The organism is Streptomyces sp. NBC_01224 (assembly GCF_036002945.1).
Lineage (GTDB): Bacteria > Actinomycetota > Actinomycetes > Streptomycetales > Streptomycetaceae > Streptomyces.
Genome location: NZ_CP108529.1, coordinates 1,911,049 through 1,931,046 on the forward strand (window position 1 = coordinate 1,911,049; position 19,998 = coordinate 1,931,046).

Sequence of the window (19,998 nt, forward strand, 5' to 3'; positions counted from 1 at the left end):
CTTGACAATTGAGAGGGGTCAAGAGGTGGGGAGTTCACATATGTCCGGTGCGAGGCCCGGCAGGCAGCTGCTCCGGCAGGAAGTCGTCGAGGGCATCAAGCGCTACATCCTCGAAAAGCGGCTCCGCCCCGGGGACTCGCTGCCCACCGAGCCCGCCCTGTGCGAGGCGCTCGGCGCCAGCCGGTCGAGCGTCCGCGAGGCAGTCAAGATCCTCAACGCGCTGGACATCGTGGAGGTGCGCCACGGGCACGGCACATACGTGGGCAGGCTGAGCCTGTCGGCCCTGGTGGAGAGCCTGACCTTCCGCGGACTGCTCTCCCCCGACGACGACTTCCAGGTGATGGCCGATCTCGTCGACGTACGTGAGCTCTTCGAGCGCGGGATGGCCGACCGGATCGTCTCGCTGCTCAGCGAGGACCAGCTCGACGCGCTGGACGGCCTGATCGCCACCATGCGCGAGACCGGCGTCCAGGACGGGCACGGTTTCGTGGAGGCGGACCGGGCGTTCCACGCGCTGCTGGTGGCGCCGCTCGGCAACGAACTGATCGGCCAGCTCTCGATGGCCTTCTGGGACGTGTACACGATCGTCGCGCCGCATCTCGACGGATTCACACACGCCGACGAGATGGAGACGATCGCGGCGCACCAGAACATCGTGGACGCCGCGCGGGCCGGGGACATCGCCGGTTTCACCAAGGCGCTGAGCGAGCACTACGCCCCGGTCAGGCGTCGGATCTCCGAGGCCCGCGCCCGCGACAACGCCCGGGGCTGACCCTCTCCCCCCGCCCTTCCAGGGGGACGGAGCCGGGCCCTGCCGGGACAGATCGCGGTCCGGCGGGGCCCTTGACGGCCACCGCGAGCGGTGCCTAGGGTCCGTGTGCCGATAAGACATCTGACGTCTTCTGTCTTGATGCCCGGCGGTCATCACCCCGGTTCGACCCAGGAGGGCACCTCCATGCCGTTGACGGACCTCTCGCTCGCGGACTGCCGCGATTTCCGGCCCGAACTGCCGGTTCCAGCCGGCTTCGACACCTTCTGGTCGAGCACGCTGAGCGGGGCTCACGCCGCCGACAACCGGGGCTCGGCGCAGAAACCGGTGTTCGCGCCGGTGGACACCGGGCTCACCCAAATCCATACGTACGATGTGACATTGCCCGGCTTCGCCGGACGGCCGGTCCACGGCTGGCTGCACCTGCCGGCCGGGGCCACCGAACCGCTCGGCTGTGTCGTCGAGTTCCTCGGGTACGGACGCGGGCGCGGCCTCGCCCACGAGAACCTGCTCTGGGCGTCCGCCGGTCACGCACACCTGATCATGGACACCCGCGGTCAGGGCTGGTCGGCCGCGGAGGGCTCCACCGCCGATACGGACGCCGGTGCGGCAGGCACCGTCCCCGGCTTCGTCACGCGCGGCATCGAAAGCCCTGAAACGTACTACTACCGACGGGTGTTCACCGACGCGGTACGCTGCGTCGAGGCGATGCGCGCCCATCCCGAGGTCGATCCGGACCGGATCGTCGTCACCGGGTTCAGCCAGGGCGGCGGCATCGCACTGGCGGTGTCGGGACTCGTGCCGGGGCTGGCCGGGGTGATGCCGGACGTGCCGTTCCTCTGCAACTTCCGGCGGGCCGCGGAGATTTCGGGCCACCCGCCGTACGCCGAGATCGCCGAGTATCTGAAGCTCCACCGCGACCGCACCGAGACGGTGTTCACCACCCTGTCGCACTTCGATGCCGCGCTGCTCGCCACCCGCGCCACCGCTCCCGCGCTGTTCTCGATCGCGATGATGGACGAGATCTGCCCGCCCTCCACCTGCTTCACGGCCTACAACCACTACGCGGGGCCCAAGGACGTACGCGTCTACGAGTTCAACGGACACGAGGGCGGCGCGGCGTATCAGCAGCGGGAGCAACTGGCCTGGGTGCACTCCCTGTTCGCAGGCCCGCCGTCGGGGCGGGCCGGACGCTCCTGACCGGGGGCACCTCCCGTGCGCAGACGATCCGTGCACTGCGGGTCTTGGACATCAGCAGCCGGGTCTGCTCGCCGCGCGTCCCGTAGCGCCGCACCGGCTGTTCCCCGCGCCCCGCCGACGGCGGCCCCTTCCCGTTCCCCGCGGGACGTTCCCCGAGTCTCCACCCTTCCGAGAAGCACCACCCCTTCCGAGAAGCGAGATCGTCCATGCAGCGAAAAGTCTCCGTCGCCCTGCTCAGCGCCGCCATGCTGGTGGCCACCGCGGCCGGCACCGCCCATGGTGCCGCTCCCGCCCCCGGTGAACCGACCTTCCAGGATCTGACCGCCGACGGGGTGGGGTCGCCCCACTACCGCATCCCGGCGCTCACCACTTCCGGCAAGGGCACGGTCCTCGCGGCCTACGACGCCCGCCCCACCCTCGGTGACCTGCCGAGCAACATCTCCATCATGCTGCGCCGCAGCACGGACGGCGGTGTGACCTGGCAGCCGCAGCAGGTGGTCCGCAAGGATGCCGCTCCCCAGGGCTACGGCGACCCGAGCCTGCTCGTCGACCGCACCACCGGCCGGATCTTCCTCTTCTACGCGGCCTCGGTGAACCAGGGCTTCTTCGGCTCGGGCACCGGCAACGACGAGAACGACCCGAACGTCCTCCAGGCCGACTACAGCTACTCCGACGACGACGGGCTGACCTGGACCCATCGCCGTATCACCGAGCAGATCAAGAACCCTGCCTGGGCGGGCATGTTCGCGGCCTCCGGTGAGGGCATCCAGGTGCGGCAGGGCGCGTACAGGGGCCGGCTGATCCAGCAGTACGCCGTCCGCATCAACGGCACCAACTACGCGGCCGGCGCCTACAGCGACGACCACGGCGAGACCTGGAAGATGGGCAACCCGGTCGGTCCTGGTGGCGACGAGAACAAGACCGTCGAACTGTCCGACGGCCGGATCATGCTCAACAACCGTTCCAAGCCGTACCGGACGATCGCTTACTCCACCGACGGCGGGGTCAACTACACCCCGTTCACCCAGGACACCCAGCTGACCGACCCCGCCAACAACGCATCGGTGATGCGCTACAACGCCGACGCCCCTGCGTCGGACCCGCAGTCGTCCTGGCTGCTGTTCAGCAACACGGAGGACGCCTCGGCCCGGCGCAACCTCACGGTGAAGATGTCCTGCGACAACGGGAGGACCTGGCCGATCAGGAAGGTCGTCGACCCGGGCGCGGCGGCCTACTCGACGCTCACCCGGCTGCCCGACGGGCGCCTCGGACTGCTCTACGAGCGGGCCGACTACCAGCACATCACCTACGCGTCGTTCGATCTGAAGTGGCTGGGCGGCACCTGCGCGGACATCACGATCACCCCGCCCACGAACCTGAAGGCGGGAGCGGACGCGAAGATCACGGTCCGCGTCGTCAACCGGATGGATGTGCGGCGCGGGCCGGGAACGGTCGGTCTGACCGTGCCGGCCGGCTGGACGGCGAAGCAGGTGACCGTCCCCGCGTTGAACCCGGGCCAGGGCGCGAACGTCAAGGTTCCGGTCACCGTGGCGGCCGGGGCGTCGGGCAACGCCGCACTCACCGCGACGTACCGCACGGGCGGGCTGCAGGCCTCCGGCAGCGGGACGGCGGCCGTGACCCCGTAACACCCTGACGGACCCTCCGGGAGGTGTGCGCGTCATCGTCCCGCCCGTGCCCGGGTGCGACGATGAGGGCGTTCAGCACCTCCCGGAGCGTCAGAACAGGCGGTAGCAAGGTGACAGTGACGGGTTTACGCATCGGGGTGGTCGGCGGCAGTATCGCCGGCTGCGCCATGGCGATCGCCGGAAGCCGAGCCGGGGCGGAGGTCACCGTCCACGAGCGCAGCAGCGGCGAGCTTCAGGACCGGGGGTTCGGCATCGTCATCCCGCCGCCGCTGCATCAGGAGCTGGTCGCGGGCGGGTACCTGGGCGCGGACATGCCCACGACGCCGGTCGCCACCCGCATCTGGCTCGCGCGGGCTCCGGGGCGGCACTCGGCGCGTGAGCTGGCCCGGCAGGCGAGCCCGGTGACGCCGTGCAACTGGGGCCTGTTGTGGCGGGCGTTGCGCTCGAACATCGGGGAGAGCGCGTACCACCGCGGGCTGCCCGTCGGCTCCGTCGGCCGTACGCGCTCCGGCCACGCCCTGATCCGCACCGCGGACCGGGAGCAGGAATTCGACATCGTCGTCGGGGCCGACGGGCACCGGTCCGTCACCCGCGAGCTGATCGCACCCGAGGTATGTCCTGCTCCCGCCGGATACCTGGTGTGGCGGGGCACGATTCCGCTGAGCGCGCTCCGCGACCATCCCAAGCAGCTGGAGCTGCTGAAGACCGCATGGATCACGCTGGGATTTCCGGGCGGGCACGGTGTGTTCTACCTGATTCCGGGTGCGCTTCCGGGATCGCGTCTGCTGGCATACGCCATCTACGCATATCCCCCGGCTTCGGCCTCGGAAGTCCCGGTCTCCACCGCGTATGTGCGGAACATCGCCGATGAGCACTTCCCGGCGGAGTGGGCCGATGTCGTCGCCCGGGGAGAGCACACCTCCCAGGCGCTCCATCCGGTTGCCGACTTCGTCGTGCCCCGGGCGGCCGAACCACCGTTCCTGCTGGCGGGCGACGCGGCGAGCGTCACCAGGCCGCACACCGCCAGCGGCGCGGTCAAGGCGCTCCAGGACGCGCTGTGTCTGGAGCGGGCACTGCGCGAATCCCCCTCGGCAGCCGCGGCATTACGCCGGTACGCGGCCGAGCGCACCGCCGAAGGGGCCCGCCTGGTCGGGCTGGGACGCAGGCTGGGGCGTGCACTGGTCGAGAACACGCCCGACTGGCCGACGATGGGGCCCGCCGATGTGAACGCCTGGAGCCGTGCCACGTTGAACGGCGCCAGAAGTTATCTGTACGACGGCGTTCATCAGCGCTGACGGGCCCGTCACCGCGCGGCTCAGCGGCCGGACAGCCCGGCCGAAGCTCCGGTGGCGCTCAGTTCAGCCATGTCCACGACCCGGTCGGCCGCCGCGGCCACGGCGGGGTCGTGCGTGGCGACGACCGTCACACAGCCGTCCCGGCGGGTGCGCTCGGCGAGCAGTTCGGCCAGTTCGCCGGCCTGCGAACGGTCGACGGCCGCGGTCGGTTCGTCGACCAGCAGGAGTTTCGGAGAGAGGAAGAGCGCACGGGCCAGTGCGACGCGCTGGCGTTCGCCGCCGGAGAGCTGTTCGGGGCGGTGGCGCAGGCGGTGGCCGAGGCCCACTCCGGTCAGGGCCTCTTCGGCGCGGGAACGGTGCGTGCGGGGCCGTTCGCCGCTGATGTACGCGGCGGCCAGGAGCTGCTCGACGGCTGCCAGTCCGGAGAGCAGATTGCCGCTCTGGAACATGTAGCCGATGCGTTCCCGGCGCACTCTGGCGCACTGGGCGTCGGAGAGTCCGGCGAGGTCCTCGCCGTCCAGCAGGACCTGGCCGGCCGTGGGGCGCAGCAGCGCGCCCGCGACGGCGAGCAGCGTGGATTTGCCGGAGCCCGACGGGCCGACGAGGGCGGTCATACGGCCCGGTTCGAAGGTGATGTCGAGGCCGTCGAGAACGGTGGTACGGGCGTCGGCGCGGCCGAACGTGACGGTGATGCCGGTCAGTTCGAGGCTCATCGGTTGGCTCCCAGCATGGTCAGCGGGTCGGCTTGGGTGACCCGGCGCAGGGTCAGGGCGGTGCCCGCGAGGCCGACGGCCGCAACGGTGCACATGGTGCCGGCGAGGGTGGTGGCGGGCAGGCTGAACGGCACTTGTTCACCGACCAGCAGCCCGACGGCTCCGGCCAGTACGGCGCCGGCGGCGGTGCCGAGTACGACGACGAGGGCCGCCTGGAGCACGGTGTGGGCGAGCAGGCGACGCCGTGATGCGCCCAGTGCGCGCAGCAGGGCCAGTTCCGGCTGTCGCTGTACGGTCCATACGGCGAAGAAGGCTCCGACCACCAGGGGCGTGATCAGGTAGAGGAAGACCTGGATCGAGTTCATGGTGACGCGTTCGCCGGTGTAGCCGGGGGCCGCCTCGTACGCCTTCTCCTTGGTGAGGGTGGTGGTGGAGTGCCGCTTGTCGAGGTCGGCGGTCGATGCCTTGGCCGGGGTGCGCAGGGCCAGGGCGTTGAACTGGTCGGGGATCGCGGTGGCAGCGGAGGCCGGGGAGCCCGGAGCGCTGAAGCGGATGCGCTGCCAGGTCTGCAACGGGACGTAGGCGGCTGGGACATGGCCGTAACTGGAGCGTTCGGTCAGCCCGATGACATGCAGCTCGATACCGAGCCGGTCGATGACCAGGGTGTCGCCGATCCTTACGCCCTCGTCGGCGAGTTCGGCGGACATCACGATGCTGTCCGCGGACGCGTCCGCGAGGTCGCCGCCCTGGGTGACGGAGGGGCTGAGGAAGGAGTCGGGCTCGACTCCGAAGGCCGCGAGGTCGACCTCGGCGCCCCGGTCCGTCGTACCGCGGGTGATGGAGACACCCAGCGGTGTCATGTCGGTGCCCGCGTCCTTGCGCCAGGCAGCGGCGGTCCTTTCGTCCAGGAGGCTGCGGGCGAACTGGTCGGACCGGGCGTCCGAGGAGAAGACCAACTGCGCGGCCGGGAGGCGGCGCAGCGCGGAAATGGTGTCGTCACCCAGACCGGTGGTGAAGCCGGAGACGATGCCGACGAGTGCGGCGACGAGCACCACGACGGAGCCCATGAGCAGAAAGCGCCCTCGGGCGGCGCGCAGCTCCAGCAGAGCGAGGAACACGGCGGTTCCCTTCGATGGATCGATGTTAGGGACAGTGCGTCGCTAACATAGATGATGGGGACGCAGCGTCCCCAAGTGGGGGTCGACGGCGAGCCGGGGCTTCTAGACTGGGCCCGTGCCCAAGATCAGAGCCGCCACGGTCGCCGAGCACCATGCCCAGCAGCGGCTGGCCCTGGTGCGGGCGGCGCGCGAACTGCTGGAGGACGGCGACGCGGAGGCCGTGACCTTCACCGCGGTCGCCAGGGCCACGGGCCTCGCCCGCAACAGCGTCTACAAATACTTCCCCGGCCGCCCCGAACTCCTCGCCGCCGTCGTCGAGGACGCGATGCCGCGCTGGACGGACGCCATCCAGTCCGGCATGTCGGTGGCCGCTACGCCCGAGGAGAAGATCGCCGCCTATGTGTCGTCCCAGCTGGAGCTGGTGCGCAGCGGGGAGCACCGGATCGCCCAGGCGCTGGCCGGGGTCCGGGACGCGACAGTGGTACGGGAGAGCGCGGCGCGGGTCCACCGGGAGCTGCTCACCCCGTTGATCGGTGCGCTCACCGAGCTGGGCGAGGAGGACCCGCGGCGCACGGCACTGCTGCTGCAGGGGATCGTCAACGCCGCCACCACGGCGATCGAGGCCGGCGACGACCATGCGGCAGTGACGGACCGGGCCGTACGGATGGCGGTCACCGCGATCACGGGAGCGGCCGCAGGACGGTGACGGGGGCGGGTCGCGCGGCCGGCGGCCCCGCGACCCGCTGCCACCCGAGGCGCCGCGCTACGGGGCCGGTACCGGTTCGAGGCGGCCGCGGATGCCGTCGAAGTGGGTGCGCATGGCACGTACCGCGCGTTCGCCGTCGGCCGCCTCGATCGCCTCGACGATCTCGCGGTGCTGTGCACAGGTGGCCGCGGGGTCCTGATGGCCGTCGTCGAGGTCCTCGCGCACCCGGTCCATGGCCGCCCAGAATGCATCGAGAACCTCGCTGAGCAGGTGGTTGTCGAGCGAGGCGTACAGCGCGAGATGGAACGCCCGGTCGGTGCCGCGCGCCACCCGGCCGCCGTCGCGGGCCTCGGCCTCCATCTTCGCGACGAGGCCGCGCAGCACTTCGACGTCCTCGTCGGGGATACCGGCCGTGACGGCGCCGACCAGACCCGCCTCCAGCGCCTCCCGCACCTTCATCAGCTCGAAGAGGCCCGGCTCGCCCCGCCGATGACGGACGGCGGCACGGAAGGCGAGCCCCTCGGCGAACGGCGACAGGGAGAGCGATCCGACGAAGGTGCCGAAGCCGCGGCGGATCTCCACGACATTGACGGCCTGGAGCGCCTTGAGGGCTTCGCGCACCGACACCCGGCCGGCCCCGAAGAGCTCCATCAGTTCCGTCTCGGTGGGCAGTGCGTCGCCCGGGGCGAGTCTGCGTTCCAGGATCAGTTCCTTGAGCCGACGCTCTATGTCCTGAGCCATGGTGGGGCGCGCCACAACGTCCTCCCGAGGTGCCATTGCCCCTTGACCGGTCGCAGGAGCATCTGTTTAAGGTAAGGCCAGACATAGGACATCTTACGTCTCACGTCTTGATCCGTGCAGCCGCCTCGGGCCACGGATCGGCGCATCAACCGAGCTGGAGCCCTCACCATGTCTCTGACCGCACCGCTGCACGGCGTAGTCCCGCCGGTCTGCACCCCGCTCGACTCCCGGGGGGAGGTCGACACCGCGTCCCTCACCCGCCTCGTCGAGCACCTCATCGGCGGTGGTGTGCACGGACTGTTCGCGCTCGGATCCACCAGCGAGGTCGCCTACCTCACCGATGAACAGCGCGCCACGACGCTGGAGACCGTGGTCGATGTGACCGACGGGAGGGTTCCGGTGCTCGCCGGTGTCATCGACACCACCACCGCCCGAGTCGTCGAGCACGCCAGGTCCGCCGCCGAGCTGGGCGCGGACGCCCTGGTCGCGACCGCGCCGTTCTACACCCGCACCCACGGCAAGGAGATCGCCCAGCACTTCCGGCGGCTGCGCGCGGCGGTCGACCTGCCACTGTTCGCGTACGACATTCCGGTCGCCGTGCACAGCAAGCTCTCCGCCGCGCTGGTGCGCGAGCTCGCCGAGGACGGAACGCTGGCCGGCCTCAAGGACAGCAGCGGCGACGAGGGCGGACTGCGCCGGCTGATCGTCGAGCTGGGTGGCCGCGACGGCCGAAAGGACGGCCCGGCGCCGCGGTTCAGTGTGCTCACCGGCTCCGAACTCACCGTGGACGCGGCCCTGTTGGCCGGGGCCGACGGTGTCGTGCCGGGCATCGGCAATGTCGACCCGGCCGGTTACGTACGGCTCTACGACGCCGCACGGGCCGGGAACTGGGCGCTCGCGGCGAAGGAGCAGGAGCGGCTCGTCGAGCTGTTCGCCATGGTCGACGTCGGTCCGGAGGCGGACATGGGCCGCAGCTCCTCGGCGCTCGGCTCGTTCAAGGCGGCGCTCCAGTTGCTCGGCATCATCCGGTGCGGTGACACGGCCTTCCCCCAGATCCGGCTGAGCGCCGAGTCCGTCGCCCTGGTCGCCGAGCGCCTGCGGGCCGCCGGTCTGCCGCCGGTCCGATGAACGTCCCCTCCCGGTCGGCGGCCGGCAAAGCAGGTACCGGAGCCGTTGCGGGAGCCGCGGTGATCGGTCTCGATCTCGGTGGCACGAAGATCGCCGCCGCGCTCTTCGGCGCCGACGGCGCGGTCCTGGCACGGCACACCCGGCCCACCCCGGCCCAGGACGGCGCGACGGCCGTACTGGACGCACTCGCCGAAGCGGCCGCCTCCGTCGATCCGGAGCGGCTGGCCACAGCGCTCGGCATCGCGGCAGCCGGGGTCGTCGACCCCCGTACCGGCATGGTCACCAGCGCCACCGACTCCATACGCGGCTGGGCCGGCACCGCGCTGGGCGCCGGTCTCGCGGACCGCAGCGGATACCCGGTCGCCTGCGACAACGACGTACGCGCCACGGCAGGACCGGAACTCGCGGCGCAGATGGCGGACGGCTCGGGCCACGGGTCGCTGCTGTTCGTGGCCGTCGGTACGGGCGTGGGCGGTGCGGTCGCCGTGGACGGACGGATGCTGCACGGCGCCGCCGGCATCGCCGGGCATCTCGGCCATCTGCCCAGCCCCGAAGCGGCCGGAATGCCCTGTACCTGCGGTGCCACCGGGCATCTGGAGGTCATCGCCTCCGGGCCCGGCATCGCCGCCCATTACGAGCGGCTGACCGGCGCCCCCGTGGACCGGCTCGAAACCGTCGCCGCGCGGGCCGCGCGGGGCGAAGCGGCCGCCGTCCGCGCCATCACCACCGGCGCGGCCGCCACGGGCCATGCACTCGGCGGACTCGCCAACGCGCTGGGGCCCGACCGGGTCGTCGTGGGCGGCGGAGTGCCGCGGATCGGCCCGTTGTACGGGAAGGCCCTGACCGCCGCCTTCACCGCGGAACTGATGCCGGCGCTGCGCGGACTGGTACCCGAGGCGCCGCGGTTCGGCGCCGACGCGGCCGTGCTCGGCGCCGCCGCCCTGACCGCCACTCTTCCCCTCCACCACCCGGGAGCCCTTCGATGACCGCGCAGGAACTCACCCATTCCCTCCAGGGCAGGCTGATCGTGTCCTGTCAGGCACCTCCCGGCGACCCGATGCGGGAGACCGGCACCCTCGTCCGGCTCGCCCGATCGGCCGTAGCCGGCGGCGGCGCCGCGATCCGTGCCAACGAACCGGAGGTCGTCGCCGCAATCGTCGAGGCCGTGGATCTTCCGGTCATCGGTCTGTGGAAGGACGGCGACACCGGCGTCTACATCACCCCGACCGTCCGGCACGCCCTCGCGATCGTCGAGGCAGGTGCCGATGTCGTCGCGGCGGACGCCACCGACCGGCCGCGCCCCGACGGCTCCACCTTCGCCGAGCTGGTCGAGGCGGTCCACGCGGCCGGCGCCCTGGTGATGGCCGATGTCTCCACGCTCGCCGAAGGCATCGCGGCGGCCGGGCAGGGCGCGGACCTCGTCTCCACCACCCTCTCCGGCTATGTTCCCGGCACACCGAAGCAGACCGGCCCCGATCTCGGCCTGGTCGCCTCGCTGTCCGCCGCGATCGACGTCCCGGTGGTCGCGGAGGGCCGTATCAACACCCCCGACGATGCCGCCGAAGCCCTGGCGCGCGGCGCACACAGCGTCGTCGTCGGCACCGCCATCACCGCACCCACCGCCCTGACCGCCCGCTTCGTCGCAGGCATCGCCCGGCACTGACCTGCCCCCATCACGCGGACCGGCGGCTCAAGGGCGAGCGCCGTCCAGCATCCTGGAGTCACCGTGCAGACCACATCACCCCCTACGCTTCCCTGGTACCGAGAGGTGAGCGGTACCCAGTGGAAGTCGTTCCTCGCCGCCTGGATCGGCTACGTCCTCGACGGCTTCGACTTCGTCCTGATCACACTCGTGCTCACCGAGATCAGCGACGACTTCGGTCTGAGCACGGTGCAGGCCGCCAGCCTGATCTCCGGCGCGTTCATCACCCGCTGGCTGGGGGGTGCGGTGCTCGGCGCCATAGGCGACCGGTACGGCCGCAAGCTCTCCATGGTCCTGAGCATCCTGCTGTACTCGCTCGGCACCTTCGCCTGCGGCTTCGCCTGGAACTACCAGAGTCTGTTCGCCGCCCGGCTGGCCATCGGCATGGGCATGGCCGGTGAGTACAGCGCCAGCGCCACGTACGTCATGGAGAGCTGGCCCGCGAGGCTCCGCAGCCGGGCCAGCGGCTTCCTGATCTCCGGCTTCTCGGTCGGTTCGGTGCTCGCCGCGCAGGTCTACAACTGGGTGGTGCCGTCGCTCGGCTGGCGGTGGATGTTCTACCTCGGCCTGATACCGATCGCCATCGCGCTGTGGATGCGGCGTGCCCTGCCGGAGGCCGAGGAGTGGACGGAGAGCGTCGCGGACAAGGGTGCCAAGCCCAACCCGTTCCGGCCGCTGTTCATGACCAGGGGCCGGGCCGCCGTGAATACGGTCCTGGTCGTCGTCGCCACCGTCTCGCTGTTCCTGGTCTTCACCCCGGGAGGGGCCGGAATGGTGCCGGTGCTCTCGGTGGCCGCCGGACTGGCACTCGCCACGTTCGCGGTCCAGCTCGGCGGGAAGCGCGGCTGGGTGCTGTATCTGTCGATGATCGTGACGCTGTTCTTCGCGTTCCTTTACTCGTGGCCGATCCAGGCGCTGCTGCCCACGTATCTGAAGACGGAACTCGGCTACACCACCGACCAGGTCACCGACGTCCTGTACTTCGCGGGCTTCGGCACCATGGTCGGCTGCTGGACCGCGGGCTTCCTCGGTGACCGGATCGGCGCGAAGAAGGCGTACGCGCTGACGCTGCTCGCCTCGCTCGCCTTCGTCTATCCGGTCTTCGCCGTGCACGACAACCTGCTGCTGCTCGGCATCCTGCTCTTCCTGCTGCAGGCGACCAGCTTCGGCATCTCCGGGCTGCTCCCCCGCTACATCGGCGGGCACTTCCCGACCGCGAGCCGGGGCGCGGCGCTCGGCTTCACGTACAACGTGGGAGCGCTCGGCGGTGCCGTGGCTCCGGTACTGGGTGCACATCTGGCGTCCGGGATGGATCTCGGGCAGGCGCTGGCCGTGCTGACCTTCGCGGGCACGGTGATCGTGGTGCTGCTGGTCGGGTTCGACGTACCGGCCAGGCTGAACCGGCTGACCGATCCGGACGCGGAGCGGGACCATCTCGCGGTGCCGCTGGAGACGGAGCGGGACGCGGCCTCGCGCCTGACGGCCGGCTGACACAACGGGAATTCCGGGAACGTGGGGCGGCTTCGCGGACCCCGCGAGTTCGAAGGTGAACGCCCGGGCCATCTCCACGCCGCCCCGCGCGACCTCTCACTGCACGTGGCGTTCCTCAGGACGCGATGCGCTCGAAGATCGCGGCGAGGCCCTGTCCGCCGCCGATGCACATGGTCTCCAGGCCGTACCGGGCCTCGCGGCGGTGCAGCTCGCGGGTGAGTGTGGCAAGGATCCGGGCGCCTGTGGCGCCGACCGGGTGGCCGAGGGAGACGCCGGATCCGTTGACGTTGATGCGCTGCTCGTGGTCGGTGTCGCCGAGACCCAACTCGCGGGTACAGGCGATCACTTGGGCGGCGAAGGCCTCGTTGAGCTCGATCAGGTCGAGGTCGGCGAGGCTGAGTCCGGCGCGGTCGAGGGCGGCCCGGGTCGCCGGGACGGGGCCGATGCCCATGGTCGCGGCGGGCACCCCGGCGCGGGCGAAGGAGACCAGCCGGACCAGCGGAGTGAGGCCGAGCCGTTCGGCGGTGGCCGCGCTGGTCACCAGGCAGGCTGCGGCCGCGTCGTTCTGACCGCTGGCGTTGCCCGCGGTGACGGTCGCCCCGGGGTCGGACTTCGCCATGATCGGGCGCAGCGCGGCGAGTTGTTCGGCGGTGGTGTCGGGGCGGGGGTGTTCGTCGGCGGCGACAAGCGTCTCGCCCTTGCGGGTCCGTACGGTGACGGGGACGGTCTCCGCGTCGTACCGTCCCTCCGCCGCGGCCCGGCCGGCGCGCTGCTGCGAGCGCAGGGCGAGGGCGTCCTGCTCTTCGCGGCTGATGCCGTACGCGCGGCGCAGGTTCTCGGCGGTCTCGATCATGCCGCCCGGTACGGGGTGGTTGACGCCGCCGGCGGTGACCCTGCCGCGGGCCAGTGCGTCGTGGAGCTGGAGGCCGGGGCCCTTGATGCCCCAGCGGCCGTCGTGCGTGTAGTACGGAGCGGCGCTCATCACGTCGACGCCGCCCGCGATGACGACCTCGCTGAAGCCGGCCCGGATCTGCATCGCCGCGTCGAGGACGGCCTGGAGGCCGGAGCCGCAGCGGCGGTCGATCTGGGATCCGGTGACGGTCTCGGGCAGTCCGGCGTCGAGGGCCGCGACCCGGCCGATGGCGGGGGCCTCTGCGGAGGGGTAGGCGTGTCCGAGGATCACCTCGTCGACCGCGGCGGGGTCGATTCCGGTGCGGGCCACGACCTCGGCGATGACGCGTGCGGCGAGTGCGGCCGGCGTCTGCTGAGCGAACACTCCGCCGAAACGGCCGATGGGGGTGCGCAGCGGTTCACAGATGACGACATCGAGCTGCTGGTCGGGCACGGCGTGACCTTTCGGTGGCGAGGGGCGTACGTCGCCGACCCTTGCACCCGGCGACTGAGTCGGTCCAATATCCAGTTCGCCCTGGTTCAAGACGTGACGCGTCTCAATGGCGGCTTGCGGTGGTTCGGTCCCCGGCCGGACCCGCCGGCGTGGGCAGGGCTTCCTCCGCCACCGCGAGCACCGCCCACAGCGCGGCGGAGGGATTGCCGGCCCGCCAGGCCAGGGCCGCCTGGAGACGGATGGGCGGTCCGGACAGGGGCCGGTAGACGAGGCCGTTCTGCTGGATGTGCTGCACGGAGGTGACGGTGAGCGTCACGCCGACGCCGGCGGCCACCAGCGCCAGGATGGTGTACGAGTCGGGCGCCTCCTGCACCACACGCGGGTTGAACCCGGCGGCCTCGCAGGCCCCGACCATCGCATCGCGCACCGTGGAGCCGGTGTTGGCGGGGAAGGAGACGAAGGGCTCCTCGGCGAGGACGTCGATAGGGACGCTCTCCAGCCGGGCGAGCCGGTGGTCCGAGGGCAGTGCACACACCAGCTCCTCCTCGTCGATCACCCGGTACGCCACCCCCGGCCGGGTCACCGGCAGCCGGACGAACCCCAGGTCGAGCGAGCCGTCCGCGACCCGGTCGAGGGCGACATTGGCGTAAGTCTGCCCCTTCATGACCAGTTCGAGGGCGGGGTGGGCGGCGCGCACGGCCCTGGTGAGGAGCGGCAGCGTCTCGTGGCTGGAGGCGCCCGCGAAGCCGATGGTGACTCGTCCGCACTCGCCGCGGCCGGCCGCCTTCGCTGCCCGCACCGCTGTGTCGAGGTCGTCGAGCACGGTCCGTACCGGCTGGAGGAAGGACTCCCCCGCACCGGTGAGCCGCACCGACCGGGTGTTGCGTTCGAAGAGCTGGACGCCCAGCTCCTTCTCCAGCTGCCGGATCTGCTGGCTCAGCGGTGGCTGGGCCATCTGAAGCCGCTTCGCGGCCCGCCCGAAGTGCAGTTCCTCGGCCACCGCGACGAACGCGGCCAGATGACGCAGTTCCATGCCCGCTCCTGCGGTCACCGGCAGTCTCCACCGACCGGATCCATCGATCCGATTCATTAATCAGACGTCTTGATGCGACCTTAATTTGGTATTGGACAGCAATCAATAGCCACTGACACGGTGGAGCCACGCGCATCAACACGGGCGCACGCAGAGCCGGAGGAGCACCGTGGCCACGACGGACCGGAAAGACAAGACGATGTCGATGAAGGCTGCGGTGGCCGCCTTCGTCCACGACGGTGGCACCGTCTGCCTCGAAGGCTTCACCCATCTCGTCCCCACCGCCGCGGGCCACGAGATCATCCGCCAGGGCCGCCGGGACCTCACCGTCGTCCGGATGACCGCGGACATCGTGGTGGACCAGATGATCGCCGCGGGCTGTGTCTCGCGGCTGGTCTCCTCCTTCGTGGGCAATTCCTCCGCCGGATCGCTCGGCGAGCTGCGCCGTCGCATCGAGAGCGCCGACCCGGCGCCGCTCGCCTTCGAGGAGTACAGCCACTACGGAATGATCTGCCGCTATCCCGCCGGTGCCCAGCGGCTGCCGTTCCACCCGCTGCGCAGCTACGGCGGCAGCGATCTGCCGTCCGTCAACAGCGATCTGCGCAAGGTGACTTCGCCTTACCCGGGCCCGGACGGCGAGGCCGAGCAGATCTATGTCGTACCGCCCGTCAACCCCGATGTCGCGATCATCCACGCCCAGCGCGCCGACCGCAGCGGCAACACCCAGATGTGGGGCCTGACCGGCATCCAGGCCGAGGCGGTCCACGCGGCGGACAAGGCGGTCGTCGTCGCGGAGGAGATCGTCGACGACGAGGCGATCCGCTCGGACCCGAACCGTACGCTCGTCCCCGCCCATGCGGTCGACGCGGTCGTCGTCTGTACGCGCGGCCACCGGCTGGGACCTGCTGGTCGCCGACGAGGTCGGGACCGTACCGCCGCCGACCGCGGCCGAACTGCGGCTGCTGCGCGAGGACGTGGACCCGGACCGCGTCTATCTTCGCTGAGACGAATCACATGTCACATCCCGAGAGGACCGCAACCGCCATGCGTATCAGGATCGTCGGCGCCGGGGCCATGGGCCGCGGCATCGCCCAGTGGGCGGCGACCGCCGGACACACCGTCGAGCTGTGCGACGTACGGACGGAGGCGGTGACGGCCGCCGTGGATTTCGTACGGTCCATGCTCGAACGGGCCGTGCAGAAGGGCCGGATGTCCGCCGAGGACTCCGTCGCCGCCCTGGAGCGGCTGCTCCCGCTGGACGACCCCTGGGGGGAGGGCCCGGACGTCGAGCTGGCCATCGAGGCCGTGCGGGAGGACCTCGACACCAAGACGGAGGTCTTCGGCCGGCTGGAGCAGGCGCTCCCCGCGACGGCCGTCTTCGCGACCAACACCTCGTCCCTGTCGGTCACCCGGATCGCCGCGGCGCTGAAGGACCCGACGCGCCTGGCAGGGCTGCACTTCTTCAACCCGGTACCGCTGATGAGGATCGTCGAGATCGTGCCGGGTGCGGCCACCCGTGCGGAGATCGTGCCGTCCCTCACCGCGCTCGTCGAGAGCTGCGGGCACCGTGCGGTCACGGTCGCCGACACCCCCGGATTCCTGGTCAATCACGCCGGCCGCGGTCTGGTGACCGAGGCGCTCGCGCTGCTGGAGGAGACGGTCGGCGACCCGGCGGGCATCGACCGGATCGCCCGTGATGTGCTCGGCCTGCGGATGGGCCCGTTCGAGCTGATGGACCTCACCGGTCTGGATGTGACGGCCGCGGTGATCGACTCGATCTGGCAGGGATTCCGGTACGCGGACCGGCTCCGCCCCTCCTATCTCACCCCGAACCGGGTGGCCGCCGGGCTGCACGGCCGCAAGACCGGGCGCGGCTGGTTCGACTACGGCGCCGAGGCGCCCGCCCCGGCCCCGGAACCACCGGTCACGGGCGACGCGGACCGCCCGGTGTTCGTCCACGGCGCCGCACCGCAGGACCGGGACGCGGCCGCGCTGCGTGAGGCGCTGACCGCTGCGGGCGCCGTCGTCGAGACGGGCACGGAGCCGTCCGCCGATGCCCTCGTACTGGTCCCGGTCTGGGGCACCACGGTGGCCTCCTCGGTCGCCGCACACCGGCTGCCCGCGGGGCGCACCTTCGGCGTGGACCCGCTGCCCCCGGCCGGCCGGCGCCGGGTGCTGGCCGTGACCCCGGCGGCGGACCCGGCCGCCGCGCGCGACGCCCGCGCGGTGCTGGCCCGGGCGGCGGACGGCGACGAGCCCTACGCGGTCTCGGTGGTACGGGACACAGCGGGCTCGGTCGCTCAGCGGCTGCTCGCCTCGATCGTCTCGGTCGCGGCATCGATCGCGGAGCGCTCCATCGCCACCCCCGCCGATATCGACCTGGCCGTCACGGCCGGACTCGGCTATCCCGTCGGCCCGCTGGCCTGGGGCGACCGGATCGGCGCCGAACGGATGCTGGAGCTGCACCGGGCGCTGCACCGCACGACGGGCGACCCGCGTCACCGCCCGAGCCGCTGGGTCACCGAACGCGCCCAGCTCGGTCTGGCGCTGACGGACCCGGGGACGTCACCCGCCGACTGCACGGGCGGCACCGCGTCGTCGTGACGGCGCGGCGGGACCTGCCGGGGGCTTGCGATCCCGGGCGGGTCCCGCCGTACGCGGTCCGCGTCCTCGGAGATGTCTGAGGCTCACGGCCCATGTCCGTTTCGTACAAGACCCGTGGTGGGGCCCGGCCTACGGTCGGAACATGACTCCACGAATGGACGCGATCGCCATCATCACCGCGGATCTGGCCGCATCGCTCGCCTTCTACCGCCGGCTCGGTCTCGACATCCCCGCCGATGCGGAATCCGCACCTCATGTCGAAGTGACACTCCCGGGCGGGCAGCGACTGCTGTGGGACACCGAGGACGTCATCGGCTCGTTCGACCCCGACTGGTCCCCGCCGCGCGGCGGGGAACGCCTCGGACTCGCCTTCCTCTGCGACAGCCCGGCGGAGGTGGACTCGGTGTACGACGACCTGACCGGCGCCGGATACCGAGGCCATCTGAAGCCGTGGGACGCGGTGTGGGGGCAGCGATACGCGACGGTCCTCGACCCGGACGGCTGCGCGGTGTCGTTGTTCGCCGCCAACGGCTGAGACCGAGTGGCTGCCCGGCCCCGTTACGTGGGCGTGAGGTAGGCGGTCAGGGTGGTCCCGGCCAGGTCGCGCATCTCCCGCGCCAGATGGGCCTGGTCGGTGCAGCCCGCCTCGACCGCCGCTTCGGCGTACGGCGTTCCGGACCGGGCGAGGGTGAGCGCGCGCTGCAGCCGCAGGACCCGGGCGAGCATCTTGGGCCCGTAGCCGAAGGCCGCGAGTGAGCGGCGGTGCAGCTGGCGGGCGCCGAGGCCGGCCGTCTGCGCGGTGTCCGCGACGGACCGCCCGGCGCCGAGCTGTGCGGCGACGGACCGCATCACAGGGTCCGGCGGTGCCGTGTCGGCCGCCCGCCGCAGGGCGATGGTCTCCAGTGCGGCGGCGGGGTCGGGGGCTTCGGCGAGGCGCTCGTTGAGTACGCGGACCAGCGCGCCGGGCCACAGGTCCGCGAGGTCGACCCGGCGGTCGCGCAGTTCGTGCGCCGGTACGCCGAGGAGCGCGGGGGCCGTGCCGGGCGCGAAGCGGATTCCGGTGTACTGCCCGCCGGTACCGGCGGCCGACGTCCCGGCATGGGTGTCGGGGCCCGCGACGAGCAGCCGTCCGTCGATCCAGAGCAGGTCCATGCAGCCGTCGGGCAGCACCGGGTGGACCGATCCTCCCGGCACACTCAGTGTCCACACGGTCGCACCGTCGAACCGCGACGCCCACTCCTCGTACCTGCCGACCATACCCCCACGCTATTTCGGCGAACGGAATCGGCCCGCCAGGGCGCCGCACCGGCTGTACCCGCCGGAAAGCGGGCGTCCTCAGCCGTCGGACGGCTTGTTCGACTTGTCCGACTCCTTGTCGCGGCTCGGCTGCAGCCTGGACTTCACATCGTCCGGCGGCAGGAACCTCGACCAGCGCTCCGGGAACTCGGACGGCATATAGGGACTGTCACCGTCGTCGTCATCGTCGTCGTCATCGTCCCAGTCCCCGTCCCGGTTCTCCGCCTGCGTCCGCGCGACGAACTCCGCGGCCTGGGCCGCCCGTACCCGCTCATTGGCCGCACGTGCCGCGGCCGTCGCCAGCGAGGGCCACACCCGGTCGATCGCGGCATTGACCGCCGCTCCGACCAGCACCGCGAACGCGGAGATACCGATCCACAGCAGGACGGCGATCGGGGCCGCCAACGAACCGTAGATCGTGGGCCCCTCGACCGTACTGGTGAGGTAGATCCGCAGCAGGAAGCTGCCGAGCACCCACATCGCGAGCGCCACCAGCGCACCCGGCACGTCCTCGATCCACGGTGAACGGACCGGTACGGACACGTGGTAGAGCGTCGTCAGGAACGCGATCGACAGCAGGATCACCAGCGGCCAGTACAGAACGCTTATGACCTCGGTGCCCCACGGGATGAACTCCACGACCCGGTCGGGGCCGACCACGAGCAGCGGCAGCACGACGGCACCGAGCAGCAGCGCGACGACGTACAGCAGGAAGGAGAGCAGCCGCGTCTTGACGATGCCGCGCTGGCCGTCGAGGCCGTACATCACCGTGATCGTGTCGATGAAGACATTGACCGCGCGGGAGCCGGACCAGAGCGCGATGGCGAAGCCGATGGAGATGACATCGGGCCGGGCGCCGGTGGTGACGTCCGCCAGGAGCGGTTTGGCGAAGTCGTTCACACCCCGCTGGCTGAGCACCGTCTGCGCGGCGTTGAGGATGTTGCGCTCGATGGAGGCGACCGTGGTGGTGTTGGTCCACTCATCGACGTAACCGAGGAGACCGATCAGGCCCAGGAGCAGCGGAGGCAGGGACAGCAGGGTGAAGAACGCCGCCTCGGCGGCGAGTCCCAGAATGCGGTACTCCATGCACGAGTTGACGGTGTCCTTGAGCAACTGCCAGACCATCTGCCGCTTGGAGACGTTGCGGTAGAGGACTCGGGCCCGGTGGAGCCGACCCGGTGGCCGCTCGGGTGTTTCATTTGCTGCCTGCA

18 protein-coding genes and 1 pseudogene are annotated in these 19,998 nt (G+C 71.2%); 12 read left to right on the forward strand and 7 right to left on the reverse strand.

Annotation, left to right across the window (positions count from 1 at the left end; translation table 11 throughout):
• Window positions 1–40 precede the first annotated feature (40 nt).
• The 4 genes from OG609_RS07940 (at window position 41) to OG609_RS07955 (ending at window position 4,910) form a co-directional block, all read left to right on the forward strand.
• The gene (locus OG609_RS07940; RefSeq protein WP_327272149.1) at window positions 41–772 is read left to right on the forward strand and encodes a FadR/GntR family transcriptional regulator; all 732 of its coding nucleotides are present in this window, start codon (window positions 41–43) and stop codon (window positions 770–772) included.
• A 183-nt stretch (window positions 773–955) separates the two neighbouring features.
• Entirely contained in the window at window positions 956–1,969 is a 1,014-nt protein-coding gene (locus tag OG609_RS07945) for an acetylxylan esterase (protein WP_327272150.1), read from the forward strand.
• Between the two features lie 206 nt (window positions 1,970–2,175).
• The gene (locus tag OG609_RS07950) at window positions 2,176–3,615 is read left to right on the forward strand and encodes a sialidase family protein (protein WP_327272151.1); all 1,440 of its coding nucleotides are present in this window, start codon (window positions 2,176–2,178) and stop codon (window positions 3,613–3,615) included.
• Window positions 3,616–3,731: 116 nt separating this feature from the next.
• A complete protein-coding gene (locus tag OG609_RS07955) occupies window positions 3,732–4,910 on the forward strand; it encodes an FAD-dependent monooxygenase (protein WP_327272152.1) in 1,179 nt (392 codons plus the stop codon).
• 20 nt (window positions 4,911–4,930) lie between these two features.
• Here the strand turns inward: OG609_RS07955 and OG609_RS07960 are convergent, their stop codons facing one another.
• Together OG609_RS07960 and OG609_RS07965 are read right to left on the reverse strand one after the other, a co-directional pair.
• Window positions 4,931–5,623, reverse strand: coding sequence for an ABC transporter ATP-binding protein (locus OG609_RS07960; protein ID WP_327272153.1), 693 nt, complete (start codon window positions 5,621–5,623; stop codon window positions 4,931–4,933).
• Window positions 5,620–6,741 carry an ABC transporter permease gene (locus OG609_RS07965; protein WP_327272154.1) on the reverse strand — a complete coding sequence of 374 codons (1,122 nt, stop codon included), beginning with the start codon at window positions 6,739–6,741 and terminating at the stop codon, window positions 5,620–5,622. The genes OG609_RS07960 and OG609_RS07965 overlap by 4 nt, the downstream gene beginning before the upstream one ends.
• A gap of 115 nt (window positions 6,742–6,856) precedes the next feature.
• Between OG609_RS07965 and OG609_RS07970 the strand changes: the two genes are divergently transcribed.
• Window positions 6,857–7,447 carry a TetR/AcrR family transcriptional regulator gene (locus OG609_RS07970; RefSeq protein WP_327272155.1) on the forward strand — a complete coding sequence of 197 codons (591 nt, stop codon included), beginning with the start codon at window positions 6,857–6,859 and terminating at the stop codon, window positions 7,445–7,447.
• A gap of 57 nt (window positions 7,448–7,504) precedes the next feature.
• Here the strand turns inward: OG609_RS07970 and OG609_RS07975 are convergent, their stop codons facing one another.
• A complete protein-coding gene (locus tag OG609_RS07975; RefSeq protein ID WP_327272156.1) occupies window positions 7,505–8,203 on the reverse strand; it encodes a FadR/GntR family transcriptional regulator in 699 nt (232 codons plus the stop codon).
• 153 nt (window positions 8,204–8,356) lie between these two features.
• Between OG609_RS07975 and OG609_RS07980 the strand changes: the two genes are divergently transcribed.
• The 4 genes from OG609_RS07980 to OG609_RS07995 all read left to right on the forward strand — a co-directional run bounded on the left by OG609_RS07980 (window position 8,357) and on the right by OG609_RS07995 (window position 12,509).
• Entirely contained in the window at window positions 8,357–9,316 is a 960-nt protein-coding gene (locus OG609_RS07980; RefSeq protein WP_327272157.1) for a dihydrodipicolinate synthase family protein, read from the forward strand.
• A complete protein-coding gene (locus tag OG609_RS07985; protein WP_327272158.1) occupies window positions 9,313–10,302 on the forward strand; it encodes an ROK family protein in 990 nt (329 codons plus the stop codon). The genes OG609_RS07980 and OG609_RS07985 overlap by 4 nt, the downstream gene beginning before the upstream one ends.
• Window positions 10,299–10,979, forward strand: coding sequence for an N-acetylmannosamine-6-phosphate 2-epimerase (locus OG609_RS07990; protein ID WP_327272159.1), 681 nt, complete (start codon window positions 10,299–10,301; stop codon window positions 10,977–10,979). The genes OG609_RS07985 and OG609_RS07990 overlap by 4 nt, the downstream gene beginning before the upstream one ends.
• A 63-nt stretch (window positions 10,980–11,042) precedes the next feature.
• Entirely contained in the window at window positions 11,043–12,509 is a 1,467-nt protein-coding gene (locus tag OG609_RS07995) for a sialate:H+ symport family MFS transporter (RefSeq protein ID WP_327272160.1), read from the forward strand.
• 115 nt (window positions 12,510–12,624) lie between these two features.
• On the opposite strand, the gene OG609_RS08000 is transcribed toward OG609_RS07995, so the two are convergent.
• Together OG609_RS08000 and OG609_RS08005 are read right to left on the reverse strand one after the other, a co-directional pair.
• On the reverse strand, window positions 12,625–13,854 hold the full coding sequence (locus OG609_RS08000) for an acetyl-CoA C-acetyltransferase (RefSeq protein WP_327272161.1): 1,230 nt from the start codon (window positions 13,852–13,854) through the stop codon (window positions 12,625–12,627).
• 103 nt (window positions 13,855–13,957) lie between these two features.
• Complete coding sequence (locus OG609_RS08005; RefSeq protein ID WP_327272162.1) at window positions 13,958–14,887, reverse strand: LysR family transcriptional regulator; 930 nt, start codon at window positions 14,885–14,887, stop codon at window positions 13,958–13,960.
• Window positions 14,888–15,086: 199 nt separating this feature from the next.
• On the opposite strand from OG609_RS08005, the gene OG609_RS08010 reads away from it, so the two are divergent.
• From OG609_RS08010 to OG609_RS08020, 3 genes are all read left to right on the forward strand, one after another.
• Window positions 15,087–16,040, forward strand: coding sequence for a CoA transferase subunit A (locus OG609_RS08010; RefSeq protein ID WP_327277972.1), 954 nt, complete (start codon window positions 15,087–15,089; stop codon window positions 16,038–16,040).
• Window positions 15,932–17,491 (forward strand): 3-hydroxyacyl-CoA dehydrogenase, encoded by a 1,560-nt coding sequence (locus OG609_RS08015; protein WP_327272163.1) that lies wholly within the window; start codon window positions 15,932–15,934, stop codon window positions 17,489–17,491. The genes OG609_RS08010 and OG609_RS08015 overlap by 109 nt, the downstream gene beginning before the upstream one ends.
• A gap of 142 nt (window positions 17,492–17,633) precedes the next feature.
• Window positions 17,634–18,026 (forward strand): VOC family protein, encoded by a 393-nt coding sequence (locus tag OG609_RS08020; RefSeq protein ID WP_327272164.1) that lies wholly within the window; start codon window positions 17,634–17,636, stop codon window positions 18,024–18,026.
• Window positions 18,027–18,064: 38 nt separating this feature from the next.
• Here OG609_RS08020 and OG609_RS08025 read toward each other — a convergent pair.
• Window positions 18,065–18,748 (reverse strand): annotated as a pseudogene (locus OG609_RS08025) (DUF6597 domain-containing transcriptional factor); the annotation flags it as partial.
• 78 nt (window positions 18,749–18,826) lie between these two features.
• The gene (locus OG609_RS08030) at window positions 18,827–19,912 is read right to left on the reverse strand and encodes a YihY/virulence factor BrkB family protein (RefSeq protein ID WP_382902885.1); all 1,086 of its coding nucleotides are present in this window, start codon (window positions 19,910–19,912) and stop codon (window positions 18,827–18,829) included.
• Window positions 19,913–19,998 lie beyond the last annotated feature (86 nt).

Coding starts and splice junctions, on each gene's coding strand:
- OG609_RS07945 (WP_327272150.1), top strand. CDS start 956: ATGCCGTTGACGGACCTCTCGCTCGCGGACTGCCGCGATTTCCGGCCC.
- OG609_RS08015 (WP_327272163.1), top strand. CDS start 15,932: ATGCGTATCAGGATCGTCGGCGCCGGGGCCATGGGCCGCGGCATCGCC.
- OG609_RS08010 (WP_327277972.1), top strand. CDS start 15,087: ATGTCGATGAAGGCTGCGGTGGCCGCCTTCGTCCACGACGGTGGCACC.
- OG609_RS07985 (WP_327272158.1), top strand. CDS start 9,313: ATGAACGTCCCCTCCCGGTCGGCGGCCGGCAAAGCAGGTACCGGAGCC.
- OG609_RS08020 (WP_327272164.1), top strand. CDS start 17,634: ATGACTCCACGAATGGACGCGATCGCCATCATCACCGCGGATCTGGCC.
- OG609_RS07950 (WP_327272151.1), top strand. CDS start 2,176: ATGCAGCGAAAAGTCTCCGTCGCCCTGCTCAGCGCCGCCATGCTGGTG.
- OG609_RS07980 (WP_327272157.1), top strand. CDS start 8,357: ATGTCTCTGACCGCACCGCTGCACGGCGTAGTCCCGCCGGTCTGCACC.
- OG609_RS07940 (WP_327272149.1), top strand. CDS start 41: ATGTCCGGTGCGAGGCCCGGCAGGCAGCTGCTCCGGCAGGAAGTCGTC.
- OG609_RS07960 (WP_327272153.1), bottom strand. CDS start 5,623: ATGAGCCTCGAACTGACCGGCATCACCGTCACGTTCGGCCGCGCCGAC.
- OG609_RS08030 (WP_382902885.1), bottom strand. CDS start 19,912: ATGGTCTGGCAGTTGCTCAAGGACACCGTCAACTCGTGCATGGAGTAC.
- OG609_RS07990 (WP_327272159.1), top strand. CDS start 10,299: ATGACCGCGCAGGAACTCACCCATTCCCTCCAGGGCAGGCTGATCGTG.
- OG609_RS08005 (WP_327272162.1), bottom strand. CDS start 14,887: ATGGAACTGCGTCATCTGGCCGCGTTCGTCGCGGTGGCCGAGGAACTG.